Origin of the sequence: Bartonella sp. AU16XJBT, assembly GCF_028618665.1 — a bacterium.
In the GTDB taxonomy this organism is placed as follows: domain Bacteria; phylum Pseudomonadota; class Alphaproteobacteria; order Rhizobiales; family Rhizobiaceae; genus Bartonella.
Genome location: NZ_JAQITF010000006.1, coordinates 29,526 through 55,717 on the forward strand (window position 1 = coordinate 29,526; position 26,192 = coordinate 55,717).

A 26,192-nucleotide genomic window follows, 5' to 3' on the forward strand; every position below is an offset into this window, starting at 1 on the left:
AAAAGTAAAAACAAGGGAAAAAGGGCGAGTAAATATGGGTGTTAGAATATATGATCAATAGAGCATAAAGTTTTATTGAAGAGTTTAATTTTTGAAAGAAGTGATGTGTTTGCAAACCTATAATCATTGTATAACTGATAGAAAATCTGTTTAATCGATAAAGTAAGTAGCTCACTAGGGAACAGAGGGGCGTTTTTATTATCAAAGTTTCCATTTAACTCTTTGATAATTTGATTATATTCTAAATTATGGTTTCTTGAGTTATTTTCTTGCGTGAGGAAGCATCTGTTTTTCTATCGCCATTTGTTTCTAAAATTACGGCCTTGTTTGTTTATAGAGAAATTTAATATGATACAAAGGCTCTGCAATGAGGAATAATTCATCTAAAATGCCGTTTTTAGGGCCAATTTCAGTTTTGAAGGTTGAAAAAGGTGGATAAAGATATAGCTTATGAATTCACTTTATAGAAAGCTAGAGCTTTCTAATTTATTTTATTGTTATTAATTGTACACAGTAAAAAAAACTATCCTTGAAATAGAACAAATAAATTAATCACAAGATGATTCTTGCACCCTTTTTACGAAGAGGTTCCTTTAAAATTCTATTCTCTCACTTTTATTTAGGAGTCGCTTAATTTTTAAAAATATGAATAAAATGAATATATTATATAGAAGAAAAAGAAGGATGGTACGCCCAAGGGGAATCGAACCCCTGTTTCCGCCGTGAAAGGGCGATGTCCTAACCGCTAGACGATGGGCGCAAACCAATGATGAGGCTTATAGAGAGGATCTTTTTACTTCGCAAGCCCTCTGGGGCATTTTTTTTGAAAAAAGTGTGCTTTATTGAATGATTTTTGAGTGTTTCTTGTTTGGATCGTTCTATTTTCTAAGATTTTTTGTAGAAAAAATATAGAGTTATCATGATTGATAGAAAGTTTTGGTGCGAACATCATATTTAGCGAATGATACTTTTTGTTTATTTTCAGTTTGAGGCATAGGTAACAATGATCACAATAGCATTTTAAAGATGTTTATTTTTTGCATATTTTATTCATTTTTGTCTCATGCTTGCACATGTGAATATTCTTTAACTTGCAGAGCTTTTATACAAGAAGGTTGCTTATTTAAGCTTATCATAAAGCAAAACCGTATAATTTATGAAGTAGGAAGACAATATTCATGAGTAAGTTAATAGTACGAATCACATAAAAGTTTTCTTTTGAAGCATAAGCCATAGATTCCTTTCAATTTCACAAAAAGAAAGCCTGTATGATAAAACTAAAAAATATTGTGGAAGTTTTTATAAAATATCTTAAAAATTGTTTTTTATCAATTTTACTTTTACATGATTGTAAGAAATTAAAACGCTTTTTATTTGTTCTCTTGCATCTTTAGAAAGTTCTTTCTTTGAAAATAAATTAGCGCAGATAAAGCGTTTATTTAGATTCTTGTTATTTTAATTCGTTCGTTTTTCAAAGGGGCAATAAGTTGAGGTAAAATATTCGAATTTTGCAAATTTATTCTCAATATTTATAACTTTATGATGTCTCGGAATTATGCTGTACATACATGAGTTTTTGTTTTTTATTTTAATGTAAGATTTTTTTTTGATACAGGAGAGCATTAAGAATTTTTTATTAAAGAACGATAGTTTAAGCTATATAATGGTAGGAAGGAATGTGGTATTATTTATTAATCTACTTTATTTTTTCCATTCTCTTTACGTATCATATGAGAGAGTGTTTTTTGTTTAATATTTGTTGATTTAGAAGATACGTGTGTGTTTTTTCTTACCAAGTTGTCAATACTCCTTCGCGTGTTATCGATTGTTTTTTTGAGAGATTTTTTCTATCCTTTGTTGATAGAGTTTAGTTTTTATGAAAAGGTTTTTGCTTTTTAAAAACAAGGCAATTTTTTATGGTGACTTGCATTTATTCGTTTTGCAGATTTTCATTCTGAAAAAGGTTATGAAATCTTTGAAGAAAATAAATATTTGTATTTTTAGGAATTTTGCTTGAATAAGCGGGGATAATTCTATTAAAAAAAGGGAGTGAGAGAGAGCAGGGGATTTCTTTTGTCCTGATGGATATCAGTGTTCTTTGTGTTGAGTGGCACATCATTTAAACGATTTTTCAATAAAGATTAAGGATCAGTGGTTAGATAATGGCAGAAGCTTTAAAAGTTGGCGTTGCGGGTCTTGGTACGGTTGGTACTTCAGTTGTTCAAGCTCTATGTGAAAAAGCGAATAGTTTAGCTTGTCAATGTGGACGATCCATCAAAGTCGTTGCTGTTAGTGCGCGCAATAAAGGCCGTAATCGTGGAATTGATCTCAGTAATATAAGGTGGTTTGATTCACCTATGGAGATGGCAGCTTCTGATGAGATTGATGTTTTTGTGGAGTTAATTGGTGGTGAATTGGATATTGTGTATACCGCGGTTAAAAGGGCGCTTGAGGCAGGACATCATGTTGTAACAGCCAATAAAGCTCTTCTTGCTCGACATGGAGTAGAGCTGGCTATAATTGCAGAGCAAAAGGGTGTTTTTCTTCATTTTGAAGCAGCTGTCGCAGGGGGAGTGCCTGTTATTAAAGCGATGAGAGAATCACTTGTTAGTAATCACATATCGCGGATTTATGGTATTCTCAATGGAACCTGTAACTATATATTAACACGCATGTTTACGGAAGGTCTTTCATTTAAAGATTGTTTAGCAGATGCACAGAGACTTGGTTATGCTGAAGCAGATCCAACTTTTGATATTGAGGGAAATGATACGGCTCATAAATTAGCTTTGTTGACAAGTTTGGCTTTTGGAACAGCTGTTTCATTAGATGATGTTTATGTTGAAGGAATTCATAATATTTCGCAAATTGATATCCGAGCGGCTGATGAATTGGGGTATCGAATTAAGCTTTTAGGGGTTGCATTAAAAACGGATTCTGGAATAGAGCAACGCGTTCATCCAACAATGGTCCCAACATCCTCAATGATTGCACAGATCAATGGTGTAACCAATGCTCTTTCTATTCAAAGTGATTTATTAGGTGAATTACTGTTTTCTGGCCCTGGCGCCGGAGGAATGGCAACAGCATCAGCCGTTATTGGTGATTTGGCTGATATAGCAAAAGCACGTTCTGGTTTTCATTATGCTCCTGTTTTAAGACGTCCAGCATTAGAACTTGCTCCTCATAAAAAAGCACGCATTTCACATCATGCAGGTGGTTATTTTATTCGTTTAAATGTTCATGATCGTGCTGGTGTTTTTGCCGCGGTTGCAAGGCACATGGCTGATAATCACATTTCATTAGAGTCGATTGTTCAAAGACCTTTTGTAGAAAATCAGATTGAAAAAACGATTATTTTAATCACGCATGAAACAACAGAAGTGAATGTACGGCAGGCACTTGCAGAAATTGAAAAAGATGGACATCTTGTTGCAAAATCTCAATTCATTCGTATTGAACGTATGGCAGGGAATTGATAACTTATCTTGATAAGACAAGCTTGAATACTTTTATCTCTTGTGGAAAGTTTTCATCTTTGCCAAAAGCTTATTCTTAGAGCTTAATAAGGACTCATATTTTGTCTGGTATTCATTCGGTAGGATTTTTTCATATGCCCACAACTCAGAAGATTTTAAATGGACTTGATCGTATTTTGACACTTGAATTGGTACGTGTCACTGAACGTGCTGCTGTTGCTGCTGCACGCTGGCGCGGACGTGGCGATGAAAAGGCTGCGGATCAAGCTGCTGTGGATGCAATGCGACGGGAACTTAATCGATTGCCGATTGAGGGTACTGTGGTGATTGGTGAAGGTGAGCGGGATGAAGCGCCTATGCTCTATATTGGAGAAAAAGTAGGCTTTCAAAATGGACTGGCGATCGATATTGCGCTTGATCCATTGGAAGGAACAACACTTTGTGCTAAAAATCTTGCTAATTCTTTGGCGGTGGTTGCAATTGCTGAAAAGGGTAACCTCCTTTATGCTCCTGATGTTTATATGAACAAAATTGCTATTGGCCCTGGTTATCCAAAGGGAGTGGTGGATATAGATGCTTGCCCTACCGATAATATTCATGCTCTTGCAAAGGCTAAAGGAGTGGCTGTTAATCAGATTACTGTTTGTATTATGGATAGACCTCGTCATGAAAAATTGATTGATCAAGTGCGAGCGACAGGGGCAGCAATTCGCTTGATTGGTGATGGAGATGTTGCTGCTGTTATTGATACAACTGATCCAGAAGAAACAGGTATTGATCTCTATATGGGGATTGGTGGAGCCCCAGAGGGCGTTTTAGCGTCTGCTGCTTTGCGCTGCATTGGAGGACAGATGCAAGGTCGTTTGTTGCTTGATGCAGAAGAGAAAATTGCTCGTGCAGCCAAAATGGGGATTAGTGATCCCAATAAGGTTTATACAATGGAAGAAATGGCAAAGGGTGATGTTTTGTTCTCAGCAACAGGGGTGACAGATGGTAATATGCTTTCTGGTGTTAAATTCACGTCTCGCTACATTCAAACGGAAACTCTTGTAATGCGTTCCCATACGGGTACAGTTCGTAATATTAAAGCACATCATAGAGATCATTCAAAATTTGATTAATGTTTTCTTTTTTGTCATCCCTAAAAAATAGAGAAATTACTGTAGTACGTGCGCTTCCATGAAGTTCTATATATATTCATGGAAGCGTTTATAGATATGAGAATATCGTCTTATTATGAGAGCTGGACAGAATGAACCCAGCCATTTTTATCTTCTATATTCCCTTTTTGAAGACCAACTAATTCTGTCCGAAGTTGCTTTGTGACTTCTCCAACTGTTTCATTTCCGATAATAAATTCTCCCCCTTTATATCTAAAACGGCCGATTGATGTGACAACGGCAGCTGTACCACAAGCAAAGACTTCTTTAAGATGTCCACTCTTTGCATCTTCTTGAAGCGTTGCAAAAGAATAAGGACGCTCTTCTATCGTTAACCCCATTTGTTTTGCCAACTGTAAAATTGAATGACGTGTTATTCCTGGAAGGATCGTTCCATTAAGGGGAGGGGTTAGGAGTGTATTATTGTCCATAATAAAGCAGACATTCATACCGCCAAGTTCTTCAATCCATTTACGTTCAACCATATCAAGGAAGAGTACTTGGCTACAATTGTTTTCAGTTGCACTTTTTTGTGCAAGTAAGCTTGCTGCATAGTTGCCACCACATTTGGCTGCACCTGTCCCTCCTGGACCAGCACGACTATACTCTGTTTCAATCCATACGCTGACAGATTTTTCTTCTCCTTTGAAATAGGATTCAACTGGAGAGGCTATGATACAAAAAAGATATTCTTGAGAGGGGCGAACACCCAAAAAGTTTTCATTGCCGAACATAAATGGACGAATATAGAGGCTAGCGTTGGGAAGATCAGAAACCCATTTCTGATCAATTTTTACTAATTGATGAACGGCATCCAGAAAAATATCTTTTGGTAATTCTGGCATGGCTAACCGTTTTGCTGACTCTATAAACCGTTGTGCATTGGCATCAGGACGGAAGAGCAATATGCGTCCATCTTTTGCACGATACGCTTTTAAGCCTTCAAAAATTTCCTGCCCATAATGCAAAACGGTACTTGCAGGGTTAATTTCTAAAGCTTTGTATTGAGAAATAACGGCGTTATGCCATCCTTTGTCTTCAATCCATTGAATAGTACACATATGGTCTGTAAAAAATTGACCAAAACCGGGACTTTTTAGAATTTCTTCACGTTTTTCTTCTGATAGGGGTGATGGGTGTTTTTCTATTTTAAAGGAAAGTGACGATATGGGAGATTTCATAAGAAAAACCTTTTGAGAATGTTTTATTTTTTATTAATAAAAATAATGAGATATTTTAATCGCAACTCTATTATTAGCAAATCCTTTGTGTCAATGTTTTATTGCAGAACTCGAAGGATTTTATTATAGTATTCAAAGGATATGGTAGATATTTTAATTCTATTCTCGGCTCTTTTTCCCAACTTTATGAAGCTATTTGGAACCTTTATCTTTCTTTATCGTTTTCTCAAAATAAGTATCTGAATAATTTCATATATGCATATTTTCTAGAAATTTAAAGGTAAGGGAATTGAGAAAAGGAATCCACTATGATTGATAAAAATTATCACACATATGAAGAACGTATGGCTACAGAAAGAAAAGATCGTGAACAGCGTGTTTCAATCGCTAAGGGTATTTTTGCTATTCTTCTTGGGCTGTTTATTATCTGGTTTATTTTTGGTTTTTTAGGATCTTTTTTTGCAAAGTCTCCTGAACATAGTGCACGTTATAATATTCCAGAAACAAGTCAGACGATAACAACGCCACAAAAAGATTTAAATTCATCCCCTCCTGTACCTTATACCTATAAGAGTACGCAGTGATTTTTTCGTAAACATAAGCTTTTAAATAAGGCGAAAGACGCAGATTAAAGAATAAAGTCAGCGTCAATACATAAGCGAAAAAGATTGAGACGATTTTAATTTCTGAAGTTTTCGATAAATCATTAAATGCTCTTGGAATAAATGGTCTTGAAATAAAACATGCAACGGTTTTAACAACCGTTGCATGATTGGTTTAGCGTGTGATGAAGCAACTTCCACCAGAACTTTTAATGGTTTCACAAAGGACTATGGCTTCATTACGGTCCTGCGTTTGAATACGAACACGGTAATAGGTTCCTTTTCCTGGTATAAAAGCCGGTTGAATATTTAAAGGTCGGGTGCCGATAAGGAATCCAAATTTGGATTTCATCTTTTTCAAAGAATCTCTTGCTAACTCATGCGTTGGTTGAGAGGCAAGTTGCACGTAATAACCCTCTGAGTTTTGGGGTGCAACTCTGTTTGGTGATGTGGGACGAGACGCGGCGTGCGTTTCGATTTCTGCATTTCTCTCTGCATGAGAAGGAATTGGAATAAATTTCTCTTCAATACTCGCGTTAGCAGTATTTTCAGCGATTATTTTATCAATATTATTTTTGAGATCATGATCACTTTCTTGGTCGTTTCTCTCGGAATCATGCGAAGAAACAACGGATGCTCCTTGAAACTCGTCAGGAATTTGATCAATGGTTTCTGCAGATTGAGCAGCAGGTTTGCTCTCTGTTTGATGCGCGGGAGCGAGTGTCACTGTACCATCTTGATTGACAATAACGGTTTGTACTTCTCGCGTTGGAATAGTATGATTGATGGCTTGTGTGACGGCATCTTCAACATCAGATTCAGTTGAAGAAGATGATGAAAAGTTTGGAGATTCTTCTGAGTTTAATTCCTCTAAATTTTCAGGTTGTTCAGAGTTATCAATAAGAAATTGTTGTGTATTTTCTTGTTTCTCATTTTGTCCAGTTGTTTGTTTATAGACATCTAAATTATGAGCAACATCGTTTTTTGTTTCAGTTGTTTCTGGTTTGAATTTAAAAGGTGTATTATCAGCGTGGATAATGACCGCTTCTTTATCTTTCTGTGATGGCATAAAAAAATGAGAATAACCAGCAAACCCCACGGCTATTAAAATAAGAAGAAAAATACCTTTGATGAAAATTTTACCCAAAATAGGACTTTTTAAGGGAGGAGGCGCTGAGGGATGCGCGAGGATTTCATCTGAGCTTGTGTAGGGTGAATTCTCACTAAAAGAGGGAGAATTATATTCCATATTGGCAGCAGAAAAATAGTCAGCATTTTGTTCTTTAGAGTTTATATACCCCCCTTCTTTTGAACTTTGCATAGTTTGATGAAAAATTTCATTGAAAGATTCATTTTTCGGCTGTTTTTGAGAAAAATCATCTTTTGGAACATTGCCTACATTGAGTACATCCGCAAATTCTTCTTCCAGGACACCTGTTGGTACATCGTATTCTGGGGCTTCATATGGGACTTCTGGAACCATAATAGGACCAGTTTTTTCTACGATTTCTTCGGAAAACTTATAAGTATCAACATTAGGAGGGGGAGTATCTCTGTGTGTATAGTTATGGGCAAAAAAGCTCTCTGTTTGTTTTGTATTAAGAGGTTCTGATGAGGAAAGAAACGCATCTAAATTATTTTGGTTATATGAAATTTCTCTGTTTGGGTTAGAGAGATTTTCAGCCTTATTGATGTATGGGGGGTGAGCTTCATTATATGTTGGAACTTTTTCGCTATACGTTTCTTGTTGTGAGGGATTTTCTTCAAAAAAATAGGGATAATTGGTTGTATGATGTTCTTGTAAAGATTCCTTTAAATAAGATTGTCTGTCAACGTGTGGAGAATCCAAAGGAGAAGAGAAATCACTCGTTGTTTGATTTCTTGTCGTGTTTTGTCTTTCTGACACAAGGTTAGAAGATGAGAAAAACTCATTTTCTTCCAGAGAAGATGAGATATCCGTATGATCTTTTGGGATCCAATTTTCTTGATCCGCTGAAATTTTATAGGGATGGTTTATGGAAGTATCATAGAAATTTTGATTGTCATCATAAGTTTTTTGTATATTCGCAGTCTTAGGCTGTGGTGAGATTGTTTGTGAAAAATGATTAGTTCGTTCAACAGTTTCTGTTTCGTCTCTCTTATTCTCGCGTCTTTCAGATTCATCAAAAAAGAAATTCTCTGATTCTGATTGTGAGGTAAAATTACTTTTTTCAAAAAAAGGATTAGCATTGGTTGCTGTCTTTTTCTGTTGAGGTAATTGATTCTTTTGGATTGGTAATGGAGAAAGCGCGTCTAAAATTTGTTCTTCATCATGACTGGTTGGTGAAGAATATCTCTCTTCATATAAATTATTTTGTTTTGAATGGTTGAAAGAATCAGTTTGCGCAATATCTGAGGCTGTTGCGTTGCTGGTTGCATGCAAGTTCCATTGATTTTTTTGATCATCAAACGGTAAGTCGTGTGTTAAATTATTTTCAAGTTGTTCTTCTAGAAAAGACAAATCAAAACCCTCATCATGGGATGATGTTTTGGAATGAGATGTTGAACGATCTGTCTCTAAAGAGTGCTCATTTTGGTTTCCGCTTTGTTTGGTCGGATTAAAAATGCGCGTAAGTCTTTCTAAAGGATCATGGTGTTCATGATCTTGTCTTGTTTCGTGCGGATTTTTGCGATCATTATCGCTCATAGCTTTTCTCACATAATGATTTGCACTTGCGTGCAATCAATGGTTGATTTTGATTTGTTATATTAAAATTATAAATTTTCCCCCTCTCATGCAAGGATACATGAAAAAGTTTACCAATAAAGTACCTATTACCTATTGTATGTATTTATAGAACTTTTTCAACGCATTTCTATTGGGGCTTCGACTCCTATGATACTAAGTCCTGATGATAAAATATTGATAACGGCTTGTATCAATCCCAATCTTGCAAAGGATAACTCTTTATCATTAGGCTGAATAAAGCGTAAATTGAGATTTTCACTTCCTTTATTCCAATGGGTATGAAAGCAGGAGGCAAGGTCATAAAGATAAAACGCTAATCGATGGGGTTCTTTATGAAAGACGGCTTGTTCAATGATACGCGGATACTCAGAAAGTTTGCGTATTAATAATATTTCATTGTCATCTATTAGTCGATGAAGATGGCTGATCAATATGTCATTTGAAAAACTTTCAATATGAAGCACTTCTTGTGCTTGACGAAAGACTGAGTGACAACGTGCATTTGCATATTGTACGTAAAAGATGGGGTTATCTTTTGATTGTTCTGTTACTCTTGCAAAATCAAAATCAAGAGGCGCTTCACATTTGCGGTATAGCATCATAAAACGCACTGGATCACGACCAACTTCCTCGACAACATCTCTTAGAGTGACAAATGACCCTGCTCTTTTTGACATGCGTACAGGTTGACCATTGCGAAAGAGTTTTACCAATTGACATAAGAAAACACTTAATTTGGCTTTATCCCCAGAAATTGCTTTTGCCATGGCTTCTAGCCGCTTTACATATCCTGCATGGTCTGCTCCTAGAATATAAATCATCTCATCAAACTGACGATTAAATTTATCCCGAAAATAAGCAACATCAGCAGCAAAATAAGTGTAAGAACCATCAGATTTGATCAAAACACGGTCTTGGTCATCACCAACATTTGTTGAACGAAACAAAGTTTGCTCGCTTGGTTCCCAATCTTCTATATTTTGTCCTTTGGGAGGGGGGAGTTTTCCTTTGTAGATATAACCATTTAAAGTGAGGTCGTTAATGGTGTTACGAATAGCGCGTGCATTATCCGCATAAAGCATTCGCTCAGAGAAAAAGATATCATGATAAATATTAAGAGCCGCCAAATCCTCGCGAATCATGGACATCATTGCATGAATTGCGCGCTCTTTCACGATAGATAAGGCTTCATCTTTATCCATGTTGAGGAGTTGGTCACCAAACTCTTGAGTCAGCGATTGACCCAATGGTATCAAGTATTCTCCAGGATAGAGTCCCTCTGGAATTTCATTAATTTTTTGTCCAAGCGCTTCACGATAGCGCAACAATACGGAGTGAGCGAGGACTTCGATTTGTTGACCAGCATCATTGATGTAATATTCTTTCGTAATGTTATAGCCCGTAAATTGCAGTAAATTGGAAAGAACATCTCCAACAACGGCTCCGCGACAGTGTCCTACATGCATGGGGCCTGTCGGATTTGCTGAGACATATTCAACATTGACGCGTTTTCCTTGTCCCATTGGGATACGACCATAAGAAAGGCCTAATTCAAGCATGGATTTTATAGCATCTTGCCAAAATAATTTTGTAAGCTGGATGTTAATAAAACCGGGACCGGCAACATCAATATTTTCAATGGAGGAATCATTTGTAAGCAGTTCTATGATTTTATCGGCAAGTGCACGGGGGCTGAGCCCAATCGATTTTGCAAGCACCATAGCTGCATTGGTTGATAAATGACCATGAGAGGAATCACGTGGGGGATCAACGGTGATTTTTGATAAATCTAGATCTTCTCCATTTTTTCCTTTTATATCAGATAATTCAATTGATCTTTTAATTTTTTTTTCGAAGTTTTTAAAGATATTCATATTGAGCTTCCATGATGATTCCAAAAGCCATTAAACGAAATGATCTGTATGGTCAAATAAACGGTGATATTCACGTAGAGCATAGTGATCAGTCATGCCTGAAAGAAAGTCAGCAATCAGACGTGCTAACTCTTGATTTTTTAAGTGCACTGCTTTTTTGCACCAACTTTCAGGCATTGTATCTGGATTTTCATAATAACAATTGAATAATTTTTGTACAATGCATTTTGCTGCATTGCGACGACTAAGAACTTGTTCATGGTAATAAAGATTTTTAAATAAAAAGTTTTTTAGTTCTTTTTCGTAAACGGTCATTGACGGTGAAAAGGTAACAATGGTTTGTTTTGCTTGGTGAATATCGTTTATGCTGGTTGGTTTGATATGTGCTAAGTTTTCTTGTGATTGTTTGATAACATCTTCAACCATGGTTGTTATTTGTCTTCGTACAAGTGTGTAACCGCATCGTGCTTGGTCGAGGTGGGGATGCTCATCTGTTATATCTTTTAATATTGCTGCTGTTAGTGAAACGTTTTCAAATTGATCAAGTGTTAAAAATTGTGACCGTAAACCATCATCAATATCATGGGCATTGTATGCGATATCATCTGCAATTGCGGCACATTGCGCTTCTAGTCCTGCAAAACAATCGAGTGCAAGATCATGCTTTGCATTGTATTGTAAAATATCGCTAGGAACCTCTTTATTTTTAGCATAAGAACCTAAAAGGGGACCATTATGCTTGACAAGTCCTTCGAGAGTTTCCCATGTAAGGTTCAGTCCATCAAAATTTGCATAGCGCTGTTCTAGTTTTGTAACAATGCGCAAGGCTTGTGCATTATGGTCGAAGCCACCATAATGAGCCATGGCTTCATTGAGAGCCTCTTCTCCTGCATGACCAAAAGGCGTGTGTCCAAAGTCGTGAACAAGGGCAATGGCTTCGGCAAGATCTTCATCAACACATAGGGCACGGGCTAATGTTCGTGCAATTTGAGAAACCTCTATGGAATGGGTGAGGCGGGTACGATAATGGTCGCTTTCATCAGCAATAAACACTTGCGTTTTATGTTTAAGACGTCGAAATGCATTAGAGTGGATAATACGATCTCTATCTCGTTGAAAGGGTGAGCGTGTAGAGCCCATCGTTTCATGGAATAATCGACCACGGCTTGTTTGCGGATGAGCACTGTAGACGGCTCGAGATTGGTAATTGAAGTTGATCGTGCCTATATCCATTGCAAGCTGTCCATTATCATCTTAAAATTGAGGGTGGTTTATGATGAATAAACTTCTCTTTATAATAATGGGATACTCTTTCTTGATGGCTTAATGCAAGGATATATAAAATGAAAGTGAAAATTTCAGATGCTGCTGCTAAGCAAATTGTACAGATACTTTTGTGTGAACCCGATAAAATCGCATTACGTATTTCTGTCGAAGGCGGTGGATGTTCTGGTTTTTCTTATAAATATGATTTGGTTTCTGAAATGTGTAAAGATGACCTCGTTCTCAAAAAAGATGGGGCAACTGTACTTATTGATTCACTCTCACTTCCTTTCATGGAAGGAGCTGAGATTGATTTTGTTGATGATCTTATGGAGCAGTCTTTTCAAATCCATAATCCCAATGCTGTTTCATCGTGTGGTTGTGGTGTAAGTTTTTCAATTTGAGAGTGGGGGCATTGTGATATTGTTTCTTGAAAAAAATATCATGTTGGTCAACAATGTAAAAATGGATAGTCTTATAAAAATAATGCGTCGATGTGTGCGGTTATGCGTGGTGCTCACTTTATTGATCTGGAGCCACTGTGCTTTTTGTGAAGAAGGAGTAGATCAGCAGCAAGGACAATCACGGAGTTTTATTATAAAGTCAAAAGAGCAGGAAAAAGAGAACTTAGCATCTCAGGCACAACTTATTTTGAATGCTCGATTAACAAATAGCCGTCAAGATATTGATAAGGGGCTTGTCTGGCGGGTTTATGCCCCTATTTTAGGGATTGATAATAAATTACCATTAGTGGCAACCTATAAGGGGGGAAGTGCACATTTTGATTTAGAGCCAGGAAGTTATCTTGTTCATGTCTCATTTGGTCATATGAGTGTTGTGCGTCATATTCGTCTGGAAAATGGGCAAAGTCTTGTGAAAAACTTTTACCTTGAGGCTGGTGGTCTTATTTTAAATGCGACGCTGCTCAATGGTATCATCAATGAAAAGGAACTCCGTTTCACGATCTATGAGGATGAAAAAGAAAATGATGATACGGGGGTGATTTTATCAAATGTTAAACCTCAATCAGTTGTGCGTTTAAAGGCGGGCCGCTACCATGTTGCTTCCCATTATGGTTCCATTAATGCGACGGCACGTTCGGATATTCAAGTGGAGGCTGGTAAAATAACGGAAGTTACCCTTGAACATCAGGCAGCTCAGATTGTTTTAAAGCTGGTACGACAAGAAGGAGGGGAAGCGCTTGCAGATACAAGTTGGTCTCTTGCCAATGATTCTGGTGATATCGTTTATGAAACTGTTGGTGCTTATGTTTCACTCGTGTTAGCAGAGGGAGAGTATATTGCAATTGCTAAAAATAAAGATAGAATTTATCAAAAGGTTTTTTCTGTCGTTTCTGGTCATGATGAAGATATAAGTGTGGTGGCGAATGAACAAAATCTGCAACGAATTGATGAAGATATGGATTGATCGTTGTTCGTGGATCTAAACCATGATGAGAGACGGGGTGTGCGTTTTGATTGAAATTTCAACAGTTGGTGTGTTTTTTGCTGGGGCGCTCTCTTTTTTGTCGCCATGTGTTTTGCCATTAGTTCCCCCTTATTTATGCTATATGGCAGGGATTGGTATTGATGACTTTCGTTCAGAAAAACGTGATGAGAAAGTCTTTATACGGTGGGCTTTATTGTCTTCTGTTATTGCTTTTGTTCTAGGGTTTACCACTGTTTTTGTTGCTTTAGGTGCGAGTGCAAGTACAATTGGTAAGTTCATCGGTTATTATCGTGATTGGTTTGCACTTGCTGCTGGAATTATCATTATTATTTTTGGTTTAAATTTTTTAGGTTTTTTCAAGCTCTCTTTTTTATTTCGTGAGGCGCGTTTTCAGACGGATAAAACACCTGCTGGTCCTTTAGGGGCCTATGTTATTGGTTTAGCTTTTGCCTTTGGTTGGACACCATGTATTGGTCCCATTTTAGGGCCTATTATAACGCTTGCTGGAACAAAGGAAACTGTGGGCGAGGGGGCTATTCTATTAGCAGTTTATGCGTTAGGTCTTGCTATTCCTTTTGTGTTGGCAGCTTTATTTTCCAGTTGTTTTATGCGGTTTTTAGCAGCTTTTCGTATTCATTTAGGAAAAGTTGAAAAAATTATTGGTGTTTTTCTTATTCTTACAGGGATTTTATTTTTAACAGGCTCTATGCAGGATCTTTCATTTTGGCTTTTAGAACATTATCCTTCATTGAGTTATGTTGAAGATATTCGTTGGCACAATATTATGAACTTTTTTGGATTTTCTCGTTAGTCTTGTGTGTTTTTATGGTTAGAAGTTGTCTTTCTATTATTCTTGCTGCAGGTGAGGGGACGCGTATGAAATCGTCTCTGCCTAAGGTGCTTCATAAAATTGCTGGATTGCCTCTTATATGCCACGTTCTAAAACAAATAGAATTGGCAGGCTCTTCACAATTAGCCGTCGTCGTGGGATTTGGTGCTCAAGAGGTTGCGCATGTTGTTCAGTCATTTGTCAAAGATGTGATGATTTTTGAACAAAAAGAGCGTTTAGGAACGGCACACGCTGTTTTATCTGCTCGTTTAGCTTTGCAAAAGGGAGAGGATGATGTTCTCATTGTTTTTGGGGATACGCCTCTCATTCAGCAGGATTCACTGCACCAAATGCGTGCACAGCTTGCTGATGGGGCTGATGTTGTTTTTGCAGGCTTTCATACCCAAGATCCAACAGGTTATGGGCGCCTTCTTGAGAAAAATAGTCAATTGATTGCAATTGTAGAAGAAAAAGACGCGAGCAAGGAAGAAAAAAAGATTTCCTTTTGTAATGGGGGAATACTCGCTATGCGTGGAAAACATGCACTTTCTCTTTTAGAGAAGGTTGATAATAACAATATAAAAAAAGAATATTACTTAACAGATATTGCTTCTCTTGCTTCGCGTGAAGGATTAGATGTGCGTGTTGTTGAAATCCCTTTTGAAAATATTGTAGGAATTAATAACTGTTTTGAGCTATCGAGGGCTGATTCTTTGTGGCAAAAGCGTAAAGCGCGCGATTTAATGTTATCGGGTGTTACACTCTTAAAACCAGAAACAGTCTATTTTTCTTATGACACAGAAATTGAACCAGGTGTGGTGATAGAACCAAATGTTTATTTTGGATTAGGTGTGAAAGTACAATCTGGTGCTGTTATTCGTGCTTTTAGTTATCTCGAAGGTGCTGTGGTGGGTCAAGATGCACAGATTGGTCCCTATGCACGTTTGCGTCCTGGAACAGAGTTGGCTAAATCCGTAAAGGTTGGAAATTTTTGTGAAGTCAAACAAGCTAAGGTAGGAGAATCTTCTAAAATCAATCATTTAAGTTATATTGGTGATGCCGAAATTGGTGCTCATACCAATATTGGAGCCGGTACAATTACGTGCAATTATGATGGATTTAACAAATATAAAACCATGATTGGTGATCATGCTTTTGTTGGGTCTAATACGGCACTTGTTTCCCCATTGGTGATAGGGGATGGCTCTTATGTTGCTTCAGGAAGTGTTATTACTGAAAATATTCCTATGAACAGTATGGCTTTTGGGCGTGCACGACAGGTTATAAAAGAGGGCTATGCAACAAAATTTCGGGCGCGCTTGTTAGAGAATAACTCGACAGAAAATAAACAAAAAAAATGATCATTTTCAGTCTATTCATTTGTTTTGTGTCGATTTAACGATGGATAGGAGGTTTATTCTTAAAGATTGCCATATTCCATGTTTGAATTATTTATTATTTATCGTTTTAAATAAAAGCTGTTGGATTGTTTTATAAGATTTAAATCTTAAGATGTGGGTTGGAGCTTTTTAATGTGTGGAATTATTGGAATTCTTGGAAAGAGGTGTGTTACGTCTTCTTTGGTTGAGGGGTTAAAACGTCTTGAATATAGAGGGTATGATTCATCTGGGGTGGCAACAGTCTATAATGGACATCTTTATCGTGTACGTGCTGAGGGGAAGCTTGTTCATTTAGAAGAAAAATTAAAAAAAACACCTCTAGAGGGAAGTTTAGGGATTGGTCATACCCGTTGGGCGACGCATGGCGTTGCAGTTGAACGCAATGCACATCCCCATGTGACTGAAAAGCTTGCGGTTGTTCATAATGGTATTATTGAAAATTTTGTAGAATTGCAAAAGGAACTCATCGAGGATGGTTATATCTTTGAAACAGAGACAGATACGGAAGTTATTGCGCATTTAATAACGCGTGCATTAAAAAGTGGTCTTTCTCCGCAAGAAGCCATGCGGACCAGCTGGAAAAGGTTACAGGGGGCTTTTGCACTTGCTCTTATTTTCGAAGGTGAAGATAATCTTATGATTGCGGCGCGTTCTGGTCCACCGTTGGCAATTGGTTATGGAAAAGATGAATTTTTTGTGGGATCAGATGCTATTGCTTTGGCACCATTCGTTGATCATATTAGCTATTTGGAAGATGGGGATTGGGCTGTTCTTACACGGGAAGGCGTCACAATTTACGATGGAAACAATCAACCGGTAAAACGTTCTGTGACAACATTACTTGAAGAAGCATTGTTGATTTCTAAGGGGAATCATCGTCATTTTATGCACAAGGAAATGTTTGAACAACCTGAAGTGATTTCTCATAATTTGGCGCATTATCTTGATCTTGGAAATTATACCGTTCGCGCTTTTGAGAATTTGATTGATTGGAAAAATATTCATCGTCTCCTTTTTGCGAGTTGTGGAACGGCTTATTATTCAACCTTAGTTGCGCGCTATTGGTTTGAGAAATTTGCCGCTTTAAGTGTTGATAATGATGTTGCTTCGGAATTTCGTTATCGTGAACCTCCTATAACATCTGATGTGTTATCGCTGTTTGTTTCTCAATCTGGTGAAACAGCTGATACATTGGCTTCTTTGCGTTATTGTCGTGAGCGGGGTGTAAAAACAGCAACAATTGTGAATGTTGAGCAATCAACAATGGCAAGGGAGGCTGATTTTATTCTTCCAACACTTGCCGGACCGGAAATTGGTGTTGCTTCAACAAAAGCTTTTACCTGTCAATTGGCAACGCTTGCTTCACTTGCCCTTAGTGCTGCGAAACAACGTGACTACCTCTCAGTTCAAATGGAACAGCAATTGGTTCAACAGTTGGCAGAAGTTCCCCGTATTTTAAATGAGGTTTTAAAATTAGAAGGTAAAATTGAATCTATTTGTCGTGATTTGGTGAATGCAAAAAGTGTTCTTTATCTGGGACGTGGAACTTCTTATCCGATTGCTTTGGAGGGAGCCCTTAAACTGAAAGAGCTTTCTTATATTCATGCTGAAGGTTATGCAGCGGGGGAGTTGAAGCATGGACCAATTGCGCTGGTCGATGAGACAATCCCCGTTATTGTTGTGGCTCCTTATGATCGGTGGTTTGAAAAAACTTTTTCTAATATGCAAGAAGTGGTAGCGCGCAATGGTCGTATTATTTTGATAACCGATAAAAAAGGAGAAGAAGTAGCTTCTCTTAAGACTTTATCAACGATTACTTTGCCCGTTGTTCCAGAATTTATTGCTCCTATTATTTATGCTCTCCCCATTCAGTTAATTGCTTATCATACGGCTGTTTTATTAGGAACAGATGTTGATCAACCGCGTAATTTAGCAAAATCAGTCACAGTTGAATAAAAATAGATTGTGTAATTCTGAATTTGTCGAAAATAATCAAATGTAACAAATTGATTTATAGTGATGGTTTAGTTTTCTATTTTTCTCAGTTGCATGAGAATATCGAAGACAGGACTTTTCGTTTCAAATTCTTGATGACAGAATAAAAAATGTTTCCTTAGCGATCAAAAAATGGATCAGATGTATGAATATAAAAGTAAAAAGACGCAATAATATGCTTCTCCTCCTTTAATGTAAGCGTAATCCAGATTGGGAGAGAAGATGGGGCTGTTGGTTTGCTATTCTTTCATGAAGCATAATGGTGTAGGGATTATGTTAGATCATTTATGAGTGATATCAAGAAAGAAGAGCCTATTTGCATAGGGGGAGTATTTTTATTTTTTATCAGAGGTTCTTTTCTATTATTATCCTGCTCGTAAGAGGCGTGCGGCGTCATCGTGTCCGAAAAGATAAAGAAGCAACCGTAAGGCTTGTCCTTGTTCAGAGGAAAGATGAGGATCGCGTTGTAAAAATAGGCGTGCATCTTTTCTTGCTATGGATAAAAGATCACTGTGAACAGCAAGGTTTGCTATATGAAATTCAGGAACTCCAGATTGTTTTGTGCCTAAAAGTTCTCCTTCACCTCGCAAGCGCCAATCTTCTTCAGCAATTTCAAAACCGTCTTCTGTATGACGGATAATATTCAGACGTGTTGCTGCTGTTTTGGTTAGTGGCTCTTTATAGAGCAAAATGCAGGAAGATTTTTTATCGCCTCGTCCTACACGTCCACGCAATTGGTGCAATTGTGAAAGACCAAAATGTTCTGCGTGTTCGATGATAATAATCGAAGCGTCTGGAATATCCACGCCTACTTCAATGACGGTGGTTGCAACTAAAATACGTGTATTTCCGCATTTAAAAGATGCCATAGCGGCTTCTTTTTCTGCTGTAGACATTTTGCCATGGATCATTCCAATGTGAGCTCCAAAGCGCTCATAGAGAAACGCAAAGCGGTTTTCAATTGAAGTGAGATCAAGAGCTTTTGATTCCTCTACTAAAGGACAAATCCAATAGAGTTTTTCTCCTTTTTCTAATGCAATGGCGATTCGTTCTATAAGCTCATGCATACGTTTCAAAGAAAGCGTTGCTGTTGTAATGGGGTGTCGTCCCATTGGTTTTTCTGTAATTTTAGAGACATCCATATCCCCAAAAGCTGTTAAAACAAGAGTGCGAGGAATGGGTGTGGCGGTCATGACTAGCATATCAGGCTTATTGCCTTTTTCTGTAAGAGCGATACGTTGGTGCACACCAAAACGGTGTTGTTCATCGATAATGGTTAAGGCAAGATTGTTATAAGTAACGCTGTCTTGTATAAGAGCATGGGTCCCGATGACAATAGAAACTTGACCTGATAAAATATCATTCAAGATATTTGTCCGCAACTTGCCTTTTTCTCGTCCTGTTAAAAGCGTTGTTTTTAAGCCTATCTTTTCGGCAAGAGGGGTAATAGTGGCAAAATGTTGACGAGCAAGTACTTCTGTGGGGGCCATTAAAGCTGATTGACCTGAATTTTCAGCAATTTGTGCCATTGCCATCAGTGCAACGACGGTTTTTCCTGCGCCTACATCACCTTGGAGCAGTCTTAGCATCGGTTCTGGTGAAGCAAGATCATTGGCGATATCTTCTACCGCTTTTATTTGTCCCGTTGTGAGTTGAAAGGGGAGAACATTGAGCAGTTTTTTCGTATAAATTCCTGTTGATGGTCGAGAAGTCCCAACAAGAGATTTGGTTTTCAAACGCACAAGGCCTAACGCTAATTGACAAGCGAGCAGTTCATCATAGGCAAGACGTTTGCGTGCTGTACTTTCTAAGGATAGATCATCAGGATTAATGGGAGCATGGATACGGCGTAAAGCAACAGAAAAAGAAGAAAAATTTTGCTGCTTTTTAACATTTTCATCTATCCATTCTGGGAGGAGAGGAATAAAATCAAGAGCGTTTTGTATGGCGCGTCTTAATGTCTTTGCTGCTAGTCCGGCAGTAGAGGGATAAACAGGTTCGATGAGAGGAATCTGATTTGATTGTTCGCTTGAGGCAATATGGTCGGGATGCGCCATTGAAAGTTGCCCATTAAACCATTCAACTTTTCCTGATACAATGACCTTTTTTCCTTCAGGGAGTTGTTTTTTGAGCCAAAGAGGTTGAGCATGAAAAAAAACTAAATGTATTTTTCCTGTTTGATCATGGGCGATAACACGATAGGGGATTTTGTTATGACCACGGGGTGGGGGGTGATGTTGATCGATGATAATTTCGAGCGTAACCGTCTCTCCTTCTTTTGCATAAGCAATGCTGGGACGCATTCTGCGGTCTATAACAGAATGGGGCATTAATTGAAGAAGATCAATAAGGGTTGCTTCATGTTGTGCAGGATTAACATTTAAAAGTTTTGTCAGTAAGCCATAGACTTTAGGGGTAATACCAGAAAGGGTTCGAATAGAATTAAAAAGAGGGGTAAGTAGACTTGGAGGCATGAGGAAATTTAACCTGCTCTTTTTGTTTTTTCTAGACCTTTAGAAGAGCTTTTTGGGGATAAAGCCATAAAGGGGGAATTGTTTTATTAACACATTGCGTTTTAGGAAGACAAATGAATACTTAAAGAGAAATACAATCTAGAGAATGCTAAAATTAAAGTGCTCATATGAAGTATATTTTTCTTCTTTTTATTTTAGGCGTTTATTTGCTGTGAATAGAAGCATTTTCTTGATAGAACTCTCTTATAAAGATCAATAAAATTGAGATATTTTTCTCATGTGGGATATGACAAATTTATAGCTTTAAAGTTATGCTAGCGTAGAATTTTTTTTCTTTAAGGGGTGCTGTTTGGCATCTAGTTTTTAATAGGAAATTGTGAGAGTGGCCAAAGATAAAAATAAACTGCAAGAGTATAAAAATTCTCTTCCTCGCTTTATTCATTTGAGAGTGCATTCAGCTTATTCTTTGCTCGAAGGGGCTTTAAAAATTCCTCAAATTATTCAACAGGCGATTGCAGATCAGGCACCCGCGGTTGCTATTACCGATACCAATAATTTATTTGGGGCTTTGGAATTTTCGCAGTATTGTCTTTCTCATGGGGTTCAACCTATTATTGGTTGTCAGCTTGCTGTTGATTTTTGTGTTGAAAATGATCATTCACGTTTGGTTAAAGGACGTCATGCTTCTGATTTCTGCTCTTTCGTTCTGTTCGCTGCTAGCGAAACCGGTTATGCTCATTTAGTTCGTCTTGTGAGCCGTGCTTATCTTGATAAATGTGATACTGATCCTCCTCATATTAAAGCTGATTGGTTATCAGAACACAGTGAAGGCATAATCGCTTTGACAGGCGGCAAGGAAGGACCTATTAATCTTGCTTTGGCAGAAGAAAAAAAAGAACGCGCCGTTGAGCGCCTAATTTATTTGAAAAAAACTTTTGCTGATCGTCTTTATGTGGAATTACAACGGCATGGCTCTTATGATCGAAGAGTAGAAGCAGATCTTATTGAATTGGCTTATGCACATGAAATTCCTCTTGTTGCAACGAATGAAGCCTTTTTTCTGAAGAGAGAAGGGTATGAAGCGCACGATGCGTTAATGGCTGTTTCAGAAGGACAAATCGTCTCTAATCCAGATCGAAAAAGGGTGACGCCAGATCATTACTTGAAGTCACAAGATGAAATGGTTGCACTGTTTTCTGATCTTCCAGAAGCTTTAGAAAATAGTGTTGAAATTGCATTGCGTTGTCATATTGCCACACCTCTTCGAAAACCGATATTGCCTCGTTTTATAGAACAATCTGCTCATTCAGAAAATACTTTAGAAGCAGAAGATAGTGAGTTGTTAAATCAAGCTAAAGCTGGTTTAAAGATGCGGATTGAAACAATTGGATTGGCTGAAGGGTATACGATTGCAGATTATGAGCAGCGGCTTGATTATGAGGTTTCAGTTATTACGCGTATGCAATTTTCTGGATATTTTCTTATCGTTTCAGATTTCATAAAATGGGCAAAGGTTCATGATATCCCTGTTGGTCCAGGGAGGGGTTCTGGTGCTGGTTCACTTGTTGCTTATGCATTGACGATCACCGATGTTGATCCATTGCGTTTTTCTCTTCTCTTTGAACGTTTTCTCAATCCAGATCGTGTTTCGATGCCAGATTTTGATATCGATTTTTGTCAAGAGCGGCGTGAAGAAGTTATTCAATATGTTCAAAAAAAATATGGACGTGATCAAGTTGCTCAAATTATTACCTTTGGTAAGTTACAGGCACGTGCAGTTTTGCGTGATGTGGGGCGTGTTTTAGAAGTTCCTTATCGACAGGTGGATTATCTTACGAAATTAGTTCCTGCTACACCAGGAAGTCAGGTGGAATTAGCGGATGCTATTAAGGATGAACCTAAATTTGAAGAGGAAAAGCAAAAAGATCCCGTCGTTGGACGCGCATTAGATATAGCACTTCAGTTGGAGGGACTTTATCGTCACGCTTCGACTCATGCCGCTGGGATTGTTATCGGAGATCGTCCGCTTTGGGAGCTTGTCCCGATGTATCGTGATCCTCGTTCTGATATGCCTGTTACACAATTTAACATGAAATATGTTGAACAGGCAGGGTTGGTAAAATTTGATTTTCTTGGATTAAAAACGCTTACTGTTTTGAAAATGGCCGTTGATTTTGTTGCTAGACAAGGGGACAAAATAGATTTGTCAAATATTCCTCTGAATGATGAAGCAACCTACGCTATGATGGCACGTGGTGAAACGGTTGGCGTGTTTCAGGTGGAAAGTTCTGGTATGCGCAAGGCGCTGATTGGAATGAAGCCAGACCGTATTGAAGATATTATTGCGCTGGTTGCGCTTTACCGTCCTGGTCCAATGGAGAATATTCCAACCTATAATGCACGCAAACACGGGGAAGAGGAAATTGCTTCTATTCATCCTAAAATAGATCATCTGATTAAAGAAACACAAGGTGTTATCGTCTATCAAGAACAGGTGATGCAGATTGCTCAGGTACTGGCTGGTTATTCACTTGGGGAAGCTGATTTATTACGTCGTGCTATGGGGAAAAAAATTCATGCAGAAATGCAAAAACAGCGCACGCGTTTTGTCGATGGAGCCGTTGCTGGTGGTGTTGATAAAGAGCAAGCTGATATTATCTTCGATCTTTTAGCAAAATTTGCCGATTACGGATTTAATAAATCACACGCTGCTGCTTATGCAATTGTTTCTTATCAAACCGCTTATATGAAGGCTAATTATCCCGTTGAGTTTTTAGCTGCTTCAATGACGTATGATATGACGAATACGGATAAACTCAATGATTTTCGGCGTGAGGCATTAAGGCTGGGTATTGAAGTTATTGCGCCTTCTATACAAACATCTCATCGCGTTTTTGAGGTTGGTGATAACTGTATTTATTATTCCCTTTCTGCCATTAAAGGGGTGGGAGAAACGGTTGTCGATCATATTGTTGCTTGTCGTGGGAATAAGATTTTTAAGGATCTGGAAGATTTTTGTGCGCGTGTTGATCCTCGTATTGTCAATAAGCGTGCGATGGAAAGTTTAGTTTGTGCTGGCGCTTTTGATTGTTTTAATATTGCACGTGAAGTTTTATTAGCCAATCTTGGAACGCTTCATGCACGGGCGCTTCGTATTCTCGATGACAATTCTAGTGGGCAGGTTGATATCTTTGGAATGGCAGGCGGATTAAAAGAGCCATTGATTTTATCCCAAACGACTCCTTGGTTGTTGGCTGAAAAACTTTATCGAGAATTTCAAGCAATAGGCTTTTACTTTTCTGCTCATCCATTGGATGAGTATCAAGCTATTCTTGCTAAAAAACGTGTTCAGACTTGGAGTAATTTTGCCAATGCTGTTAAAGGGGGAGCAACGGCTGCGCGGCTTGCTGGAACCGTTGTGGCAAAAAATGTGCGCAAAACAAAATCTGGTAAAAAAATGGGAATTATTCATTTTTCTGATACAAGTGGACAGTATGAGGCTATCCTCTTTTCTGAAGCACTTTCGGATTATGAGGAGATGCTAGAACCTGGAAAATCTTTTATTATTACGGTGAGCGCAGAAAATCGCTCTGAAGGGGTTAGTTTGCGAATTGAGACAATTCAGTCTTTGGAAAAGGAAGCATTACAGCAGCATAAAATGATGCGTCTTTTTATCAAAACAGTTGATATGCTTCCACAAATTGAACAAAATTTAAATCTGGGGGGACATGGAGAGGTTGGGCTTATTTTAATTCAAGAAGATGGATTGCGAGAAGTCGAAATTGCACTTCCAAAGCGATATAAGGTCAATTCACATGTCGCAAATGCTATGAAATTAATTCAGGGTGTTGTTGATGTAGAATTGAGTTAAAACAAGATTAAAAATAGGGGCTATTTGGGGAGATTTTTACTTTGGGAAAAGTTAAAAGTTGAGCTTTGAAAACCAGATAGGTGATTTCGAAAGATCTGGCTTTTATTTGAGTAAATTATAATGGACTTTTAGTGTCATAAAGTCAAAAAATCTCTTTCCTTGGTAATATTCAAAGTATTGGAAGAGTTTTATAAGTTTTTATCACAATTTTTTATGGAACTTATCGCATCATACATATAAAGCCAATGGAGGCTTGACATAATGCTCTCTGGTGTACGAATTTTCATCATGAGATTACGGGCTATTGCTATAGGCCCGGTTGCATGATAAGCTAATCTGTTGAAACTCCCACGTTTTTTTACGGCTGCAATACGGGGAATGCGTGTTTTTTCGTAAAGCGAAAGTGCTTTCGTTAATGAAAGATCTTTCAATGAAAGTGCTTCCGCTAATGTGGCAGCGTCTTCGATTGCCATAGCGGCACCTTGTGCTGCAAAAGGTAAAGCTGCATGTGCACAATCGCCAACAAACACTTGTCTCTCTAGGCCTAAAAAACGATCTTGTTTCATGTGAAAGAGTGGCCAATATCGCCATTCATCAATATGGTCAAAGATTTGTAAAATTTTTGAATTCCACCCCTTAAAAAGAGATTTGAGTTTTTCTTTATCTCCTTTATGGGCCCATCCTTCTTTCGAACTTTCCCCATTTGTGATGGCAACAAAATTAAAATTTTTTTCTGACGATTGAATGGGATAGACAACAAGATGATTGTTGGGGCCCATCCAAGCTGTGATTGTCTTCATATTGTGCAACGAAGAACGAAAGTTTTGAGGAAGATTATCCAATGCTGTTGTTGCACGCCAAGCAATAAAGCCACTAAAATTTGCTTTTTCATGAAAAGGAGCTTGTTGTCGTAATGTTGACCAAACGCCATCACATCCGATCAGGAGGGGCGTTGAATAAAGCTGTTCTGTTGTTGCATCTGTTTTTATTGTTGTTATTTTAATGTTGGTTGCAGAGTGGGTAGAAGATACAATTGTTTCGCCTGCTTTGTATTGAATCAGAGGATTTTCGATCACTGCATTATATAAAATTTTTTGTAAAGCCGCACGATGAATTGTCATATAAGGGGCTTTCCAATATTTTTCTGTTAGATTGATAAGATGAGCACGTAGACGTGTTTTTAAAGATATTCCATCTTTTAACTCAAGAAAATGTGGGATTGTTGCAACTTCAGTGAGTTTGTTAAGAAGATCAAAGCGAGCAAGAATAGATGTTGCATTTGGAGTCAATTGAATACCCGCGCCTATCGTTTCAAGTTGCTTACACTTTTCGATAACGGTGCTTGCAATTCCTTTATGAGCGAGTGCTAAAGCGGTACTTAAACCAGCAATTCCTCCTCCAACGATGATGGGCGATTGTTCCACAAATGATTTCATATTAAATAAGCAGAACTAAAAGAGTGGTAGAGGGTCCCAGAACGCATTATAGTGGCTCATCTGGATGATATAAACAGCCTGTTGGATTTGTTTGATCGCACAATAGTGAGGGAACATAACGATAAAGGGTTGAGCAATAAGGGCAGATTTTCTCATCGGCTGCTCCCATGTCTATAAAGATATGAGGATGATCAAATGGTTGCGTAGCGCCTACGCACATAAATTCTTTCACACCAATTTCGATTGTTTTATATCCAAGATCATTTTGAAAATGGGGAATATTATGATCAGCCATGGTGTAAAAACTCCAGAATAAATTATCATCATCAGCTGTGATGAGGCTCTTCTATTTTATAAGCGTGAGTTTGTAACAATGCTTATCATAATGCAAGATGCTTTTTAAGACAAAGTGCTCTTCTTTTATGCTATATGGAATAATCGTCATGTTTTT

16 protein-coding genes and 1 tRNA gene are annotated in these 26,192 nt (G+C 37.9%); 9 read left to right on the forward strand and 8 right to left on the reverse strand.

The features are described 5' to 3' along the window. Window positions 1-685 precede the first annotated feature (685 nt). Window positions 686-760 (reverse strand) — tRNA-Glu (locus PVV66_RS04890). Window positions 761-2,162: 1,402 nt separating this feature from the next. Between PVV66_RS04890 and PVV66_RS04895 the strand changes: the two genes are divergently transcribed. Both PVV66_RS04895 and glpX read left to right on the forward strand, forming a co-directional pair. After that, on the forward strand, window positions 2,163-3,479 hold the full coding sequence (locus PVV66_RS04895; RefSeq protein ID WP_273717968.1) for a homoserine dehydrogenase: 1,317 nt from the start codon (window positions 2,163-2,165) through the stop codon (window positions 3,477-3,479). Between the two features lie 134 nt (window positions 3,480-3,613). Continuing rightward, window positions 3,614-4,600 (forward strand): class II fructose-bisphosphatase, encoded by a 987-nt coding sequence (gene glpX / locus PVV66_RS04900; protein WP_273718104.1) that lies wholly within the window; start codon window positions 3,614-3,616, stop codon window positions 4,598-4,600. A gap of 113 nt (window positions 4,601-4,713) precedes the next feature. Here the strand turns inward: glpX and PVV66_RS04905 are convergent, their stop codons facing one another. Continuing rightward, on the reverse strand, window positions 4,714-5,820 hold the full coding sequence (locus PVV66_RS04905; protein ID WP_273717970.1) for a branched-chain amino acid aminotransferase: 1,107 nt from the start codon (window positions 5,818-5,820) through the stop codon (window positions 4,714-4,716). 308 nt (window positions 5,821-6,128) lie between these two features. Between PVV66_RS04905 and PVV66_RS04910 the strand changes: the two genes are divergently transcribed. Further along, window positions 6,129-6,404 carry a hypothetical protein gene (locus PVV66_RS04910; protein ID WP_273717972.1) on the forward strand — a complete coding sequence of 92 codons (276 nt, stop codon included), beginning with the start codon at window positions 6,129-6,131 and terminating at the stop codon, window positions 6,402-6,404. A gap of 193 nt (window positions 6,405-6,597) precedes the next feature. Here PVV66_RS04910 and PVV66_RS04915 read toward each other — a convergent pair whose 3' ends face one another. From PVV66_RS04915 to PVV66_RS04925, 3 genes are all read right to left on the reverse strand, one after another. Continuing rightward, the gene (locus tag PVV66_RS04915) at window positions 6,598-9,108 is read right to left on the reverse strand and encodes an SPOR domain-containing protein (RefSeq protein WP_273717973.1); all 2,511 of its coding nucleotides are present in this window, start codon (window positions 9,106-9,108) and stop codon (window positions 6,598-6,600) included. Between the two features lie 158 nt (window positions 9,109-9,266). Further along, window positions 9,267-11,024, reverse strand: coding sequence for an arginine--tRNA ligase (gene argS, locus PVV66_RS04920; RefSeq protein ID WP_273717974.1), 1,758 nt, complete (start codon window positions 11,022-11,024; stop codon window positions 9,267-9,269). Between the two features lie 30 nt (window positions 11,025-11,054). Further along, window positions 11,055-12,257 (reverse strand): deoxyguanosinetriphosphate triphosphohydrolase, encoded by a 1,203-nt coding sequence (locus tag PVV66_RS04925; RefSeq protein WP_273717976.1) that lies wholly within the window; start codon window positions 12,255-12,257, stop codon window positions 11,055-11,057. Window positions 12,258-12,367: 110 nt separating this feature from the next. Between PVV66_RS04925 and PVV66_RS04930 the strand changes: the two genes are divergently transcribed. From PVV66_RS04930 to glmS, 5 genes are all read left to right on the forward strand, one after another. Continuing rightward, entirely contained in the window at window positions 12,368-12,691 is a 324-nt protein-coding gene (locus PVV66_RS04930) for an iron-sulfur cluster assembly accessory protein (protein WP_273717977.1), read from the forward strand. Between the two features lie 40 nt (window positions 12,692-12,731). Beyond that, on the forward strand, window positions 12,732-13,715 hold the full coding sequence (locus PVV66_RS04935) for a carboxypeptidase regulatory-like domain-containing protein (RefSeq protein WP_273718105.1): 984 nt from the start codon (window positions 12,732-12,734) through the stop codon (window positions 13,713-13,715). A 25-nt stretch (window positions 13,716-13,740) separates the two neighbouring features. Then, on the forward strand, window positions 13,741-14,547 hold the full coding sequence (locus tag PVV66_RS04940; protein ID WP_273718107.1) for a cytochrome c biogenesis CcdA family protein: 807 nt from the start codon (window positions 13,741-13,743) through the stop codon (window positions 14,545-14,547). A gap of 14 nt (window positions 14,548-14,561) precedes the next feature. Further along, entirely contained in the window at window positions 14,562-15,926 is a 1,365-nt protein-coding gene (gene glmU / locus PVV66_RS04945) for a bifunctional UDP-N-acetylglucosamine diphosphorylase/glucosamine-1-phosphate N-acetyltransferase GlmU (RefSeq protein WP_273717978.1), read from the forward strand. A gap of 171 nt (window positions 15,927-16,097) precedes the next feature. Then, window positions 16,098-17,921, forward strand: coding sequence for a glutamine--fructose-6-phosphate transaminase (isomerizing) (gene glmS / locus PVV66_RS04950; protein WP_273717979.1), 1,824 nt, complete (start codon window positions 16,098-16,100; stop codon window positions 17,919-17,921). 404 nt (window positions 17,922-18,325) lie between these two features. Here glmS and recG read toward each other — a convergent pair whose 3' ends face one another. Beyond that, window positions 18,326-20,434: an ATP-dependent DNA helicase RecG gene (gene recG / locus PVV66_RS04955; RefSeq protein ID WP_273717980.1), complete on the reverse strand. Its 2,109-nt coding sequence runs from the start codon at window positions 20,432-20,434 to the stop codon at window positions 18,326-18,328. 382 nt (window positions 20,435-20,816) lie between these two features. Here recG and dnaE point away from each other — a divergent pair, with 382 nt between their 5' ends. Further along, a complete protein-coding gene (dnaE, locus tag PVV66_RS04960; protein WP_273717982.1) occupies window positions 20,817-24,305 on the forward strand; it encodes a DNA polymerase III subunit alpha in 3,489 nt (1,162 codons plus the stop codon). A gap of 188 nt (window positions 24,306-24,493) precedes the next feature. Here dnaE and PVV66_RS04965 read toward each other — a convergent pair whose 3' ends face one another. Together PVV66_RS04965 and PVV66_RS04970 are read right to left on the reverse strand one after the other, a co-directional pair. Continuing rightward, the gene (locus PVV66_RS04965) at window positions 24,494-25,741 is read right to left on the reverse strand and encodes an FAD-binding protein (protein ID WP_273717985.1); all 1,248 of its coding nucleotides are present in this window, start codon (window positions 25,739-25,741) and stop codon (window positions 24,494-24,496) included. Window positions 25,742-25,787: 46 nt separating this feature from the next. Next, window positions 25,788-26,036, reverse strand: a complete 249-nt coding sequence (locus tag PVV66_RS04970) for a zinc-finger domain-containing protein (protein WP_273717986.1) — start codon at window positions 26,034-26,036, stop codon at window positions 25,788-25,790. Between the last annotated feature and the right edge of the window lie 156 nt (window positions 26,037-26,192).

Bases quoted from the DNA above. Each gene is read 5' to 3' on its own strand.
- PVV66_RS04895 (WP_273717968.1), top strand. From the start codon at position 2,163: ATGGCAGAAGCTTTAAAAGTTGGCGTTGCGGGTCTTGGTACGGTTGGT.
- glpX (WP_273718104.1), top strand. From the start codon at position 3,614: ATGCCCACAACTCAGAAGATTTTAAATGGACTTGATCGTATTTTGACA.
- PVV66_RS04905 (WP_273717970.1), bottom strand. From the start codon at position 5,820: ATGAAATCTCCCATATCGTCACTTTCCTTTAAAATAGAAAAACACCCA.
- PVV66_RS04910 (WP_273717972.1), top strand. From the start codon at position 6,129: ATGATTGATAAAAATTATCACACATATGAAGAACGTATGGCTACAGAA.
- PVV66_RS04915 (WP_273717973.1), bottom strand. From the start codon at position 9,108: ATGAGCGATAATGATCGCAAAAATCCGCACGAAACAAGACAAGATCAT.
- argS (WP_273717974.1), bottom strand. From the start codon at position 11,024: ATGAATATCTTTAAAAACTTCGAAAAAAAAATTAAAAGATCAATTGAA.
- PVV66_RS04925 (WP_273717976.1), bottom strand. From the start codon at position 12,257: ATGGATATAGGCACGATCAACTTCAATTACCAATCTCGAGCCGTCTAC.
- PVV66_RS04930 (WP_273717977.1), top strand. From the start codon at position 12,368: ATGAAAGTGAAAATTTCAGATGCTGCTGCTAAGCAAATTGTACAGATA.
- PVV66_RS04935 (WP_273718105.1), top strand. From the start codon at position 12,732: ATGTTGGTCAACAATGTAAAAATGGATAGTCTTATAAAAATAATGCGT.
- PVV66_RS04940 (WP_273718107.1), top strand. From the start codon at position 13,741: ATGAGAGACGGGGTGTGCGTTTTGATTGAAATTTCAACAGTTGGTGTG.
- glmU (WP_273717978.1), top strand. From the start codon at position 14,562: ATGGTTAGAAGTTGTCTTTCTATTATTCTTGCTGCAGGTGAGGGGACG.
- glmS (WP_273717979.1), top strand. From the start codon at position 16,098: ATGTGTGGAATTATTGGAATTCTTGGAAAGAGGTGTGTTACGTCTTCT.
- recG (WP_273717980.1), bottom strand. From the start codon at position 20,434: ATGCCTCCAAGTCTACTTACCCCTCTTTTTAATTCTATTCGAACCCTT.
- PVV66_RS04965 (WP_273717985.1), bottom strand. From the start codon at position 25,741: ATGAAATCATTTGTGGAACAATCGCCCATCATCGTTGGAGGAGGAATT.
- PVV66_RS04970 (WP_273717986.1), bottom strand. From the start codon at position 26,036: ATGGCTGATCATAATATTCCCCATTTTCAAAATGATCTTGGATATAAA.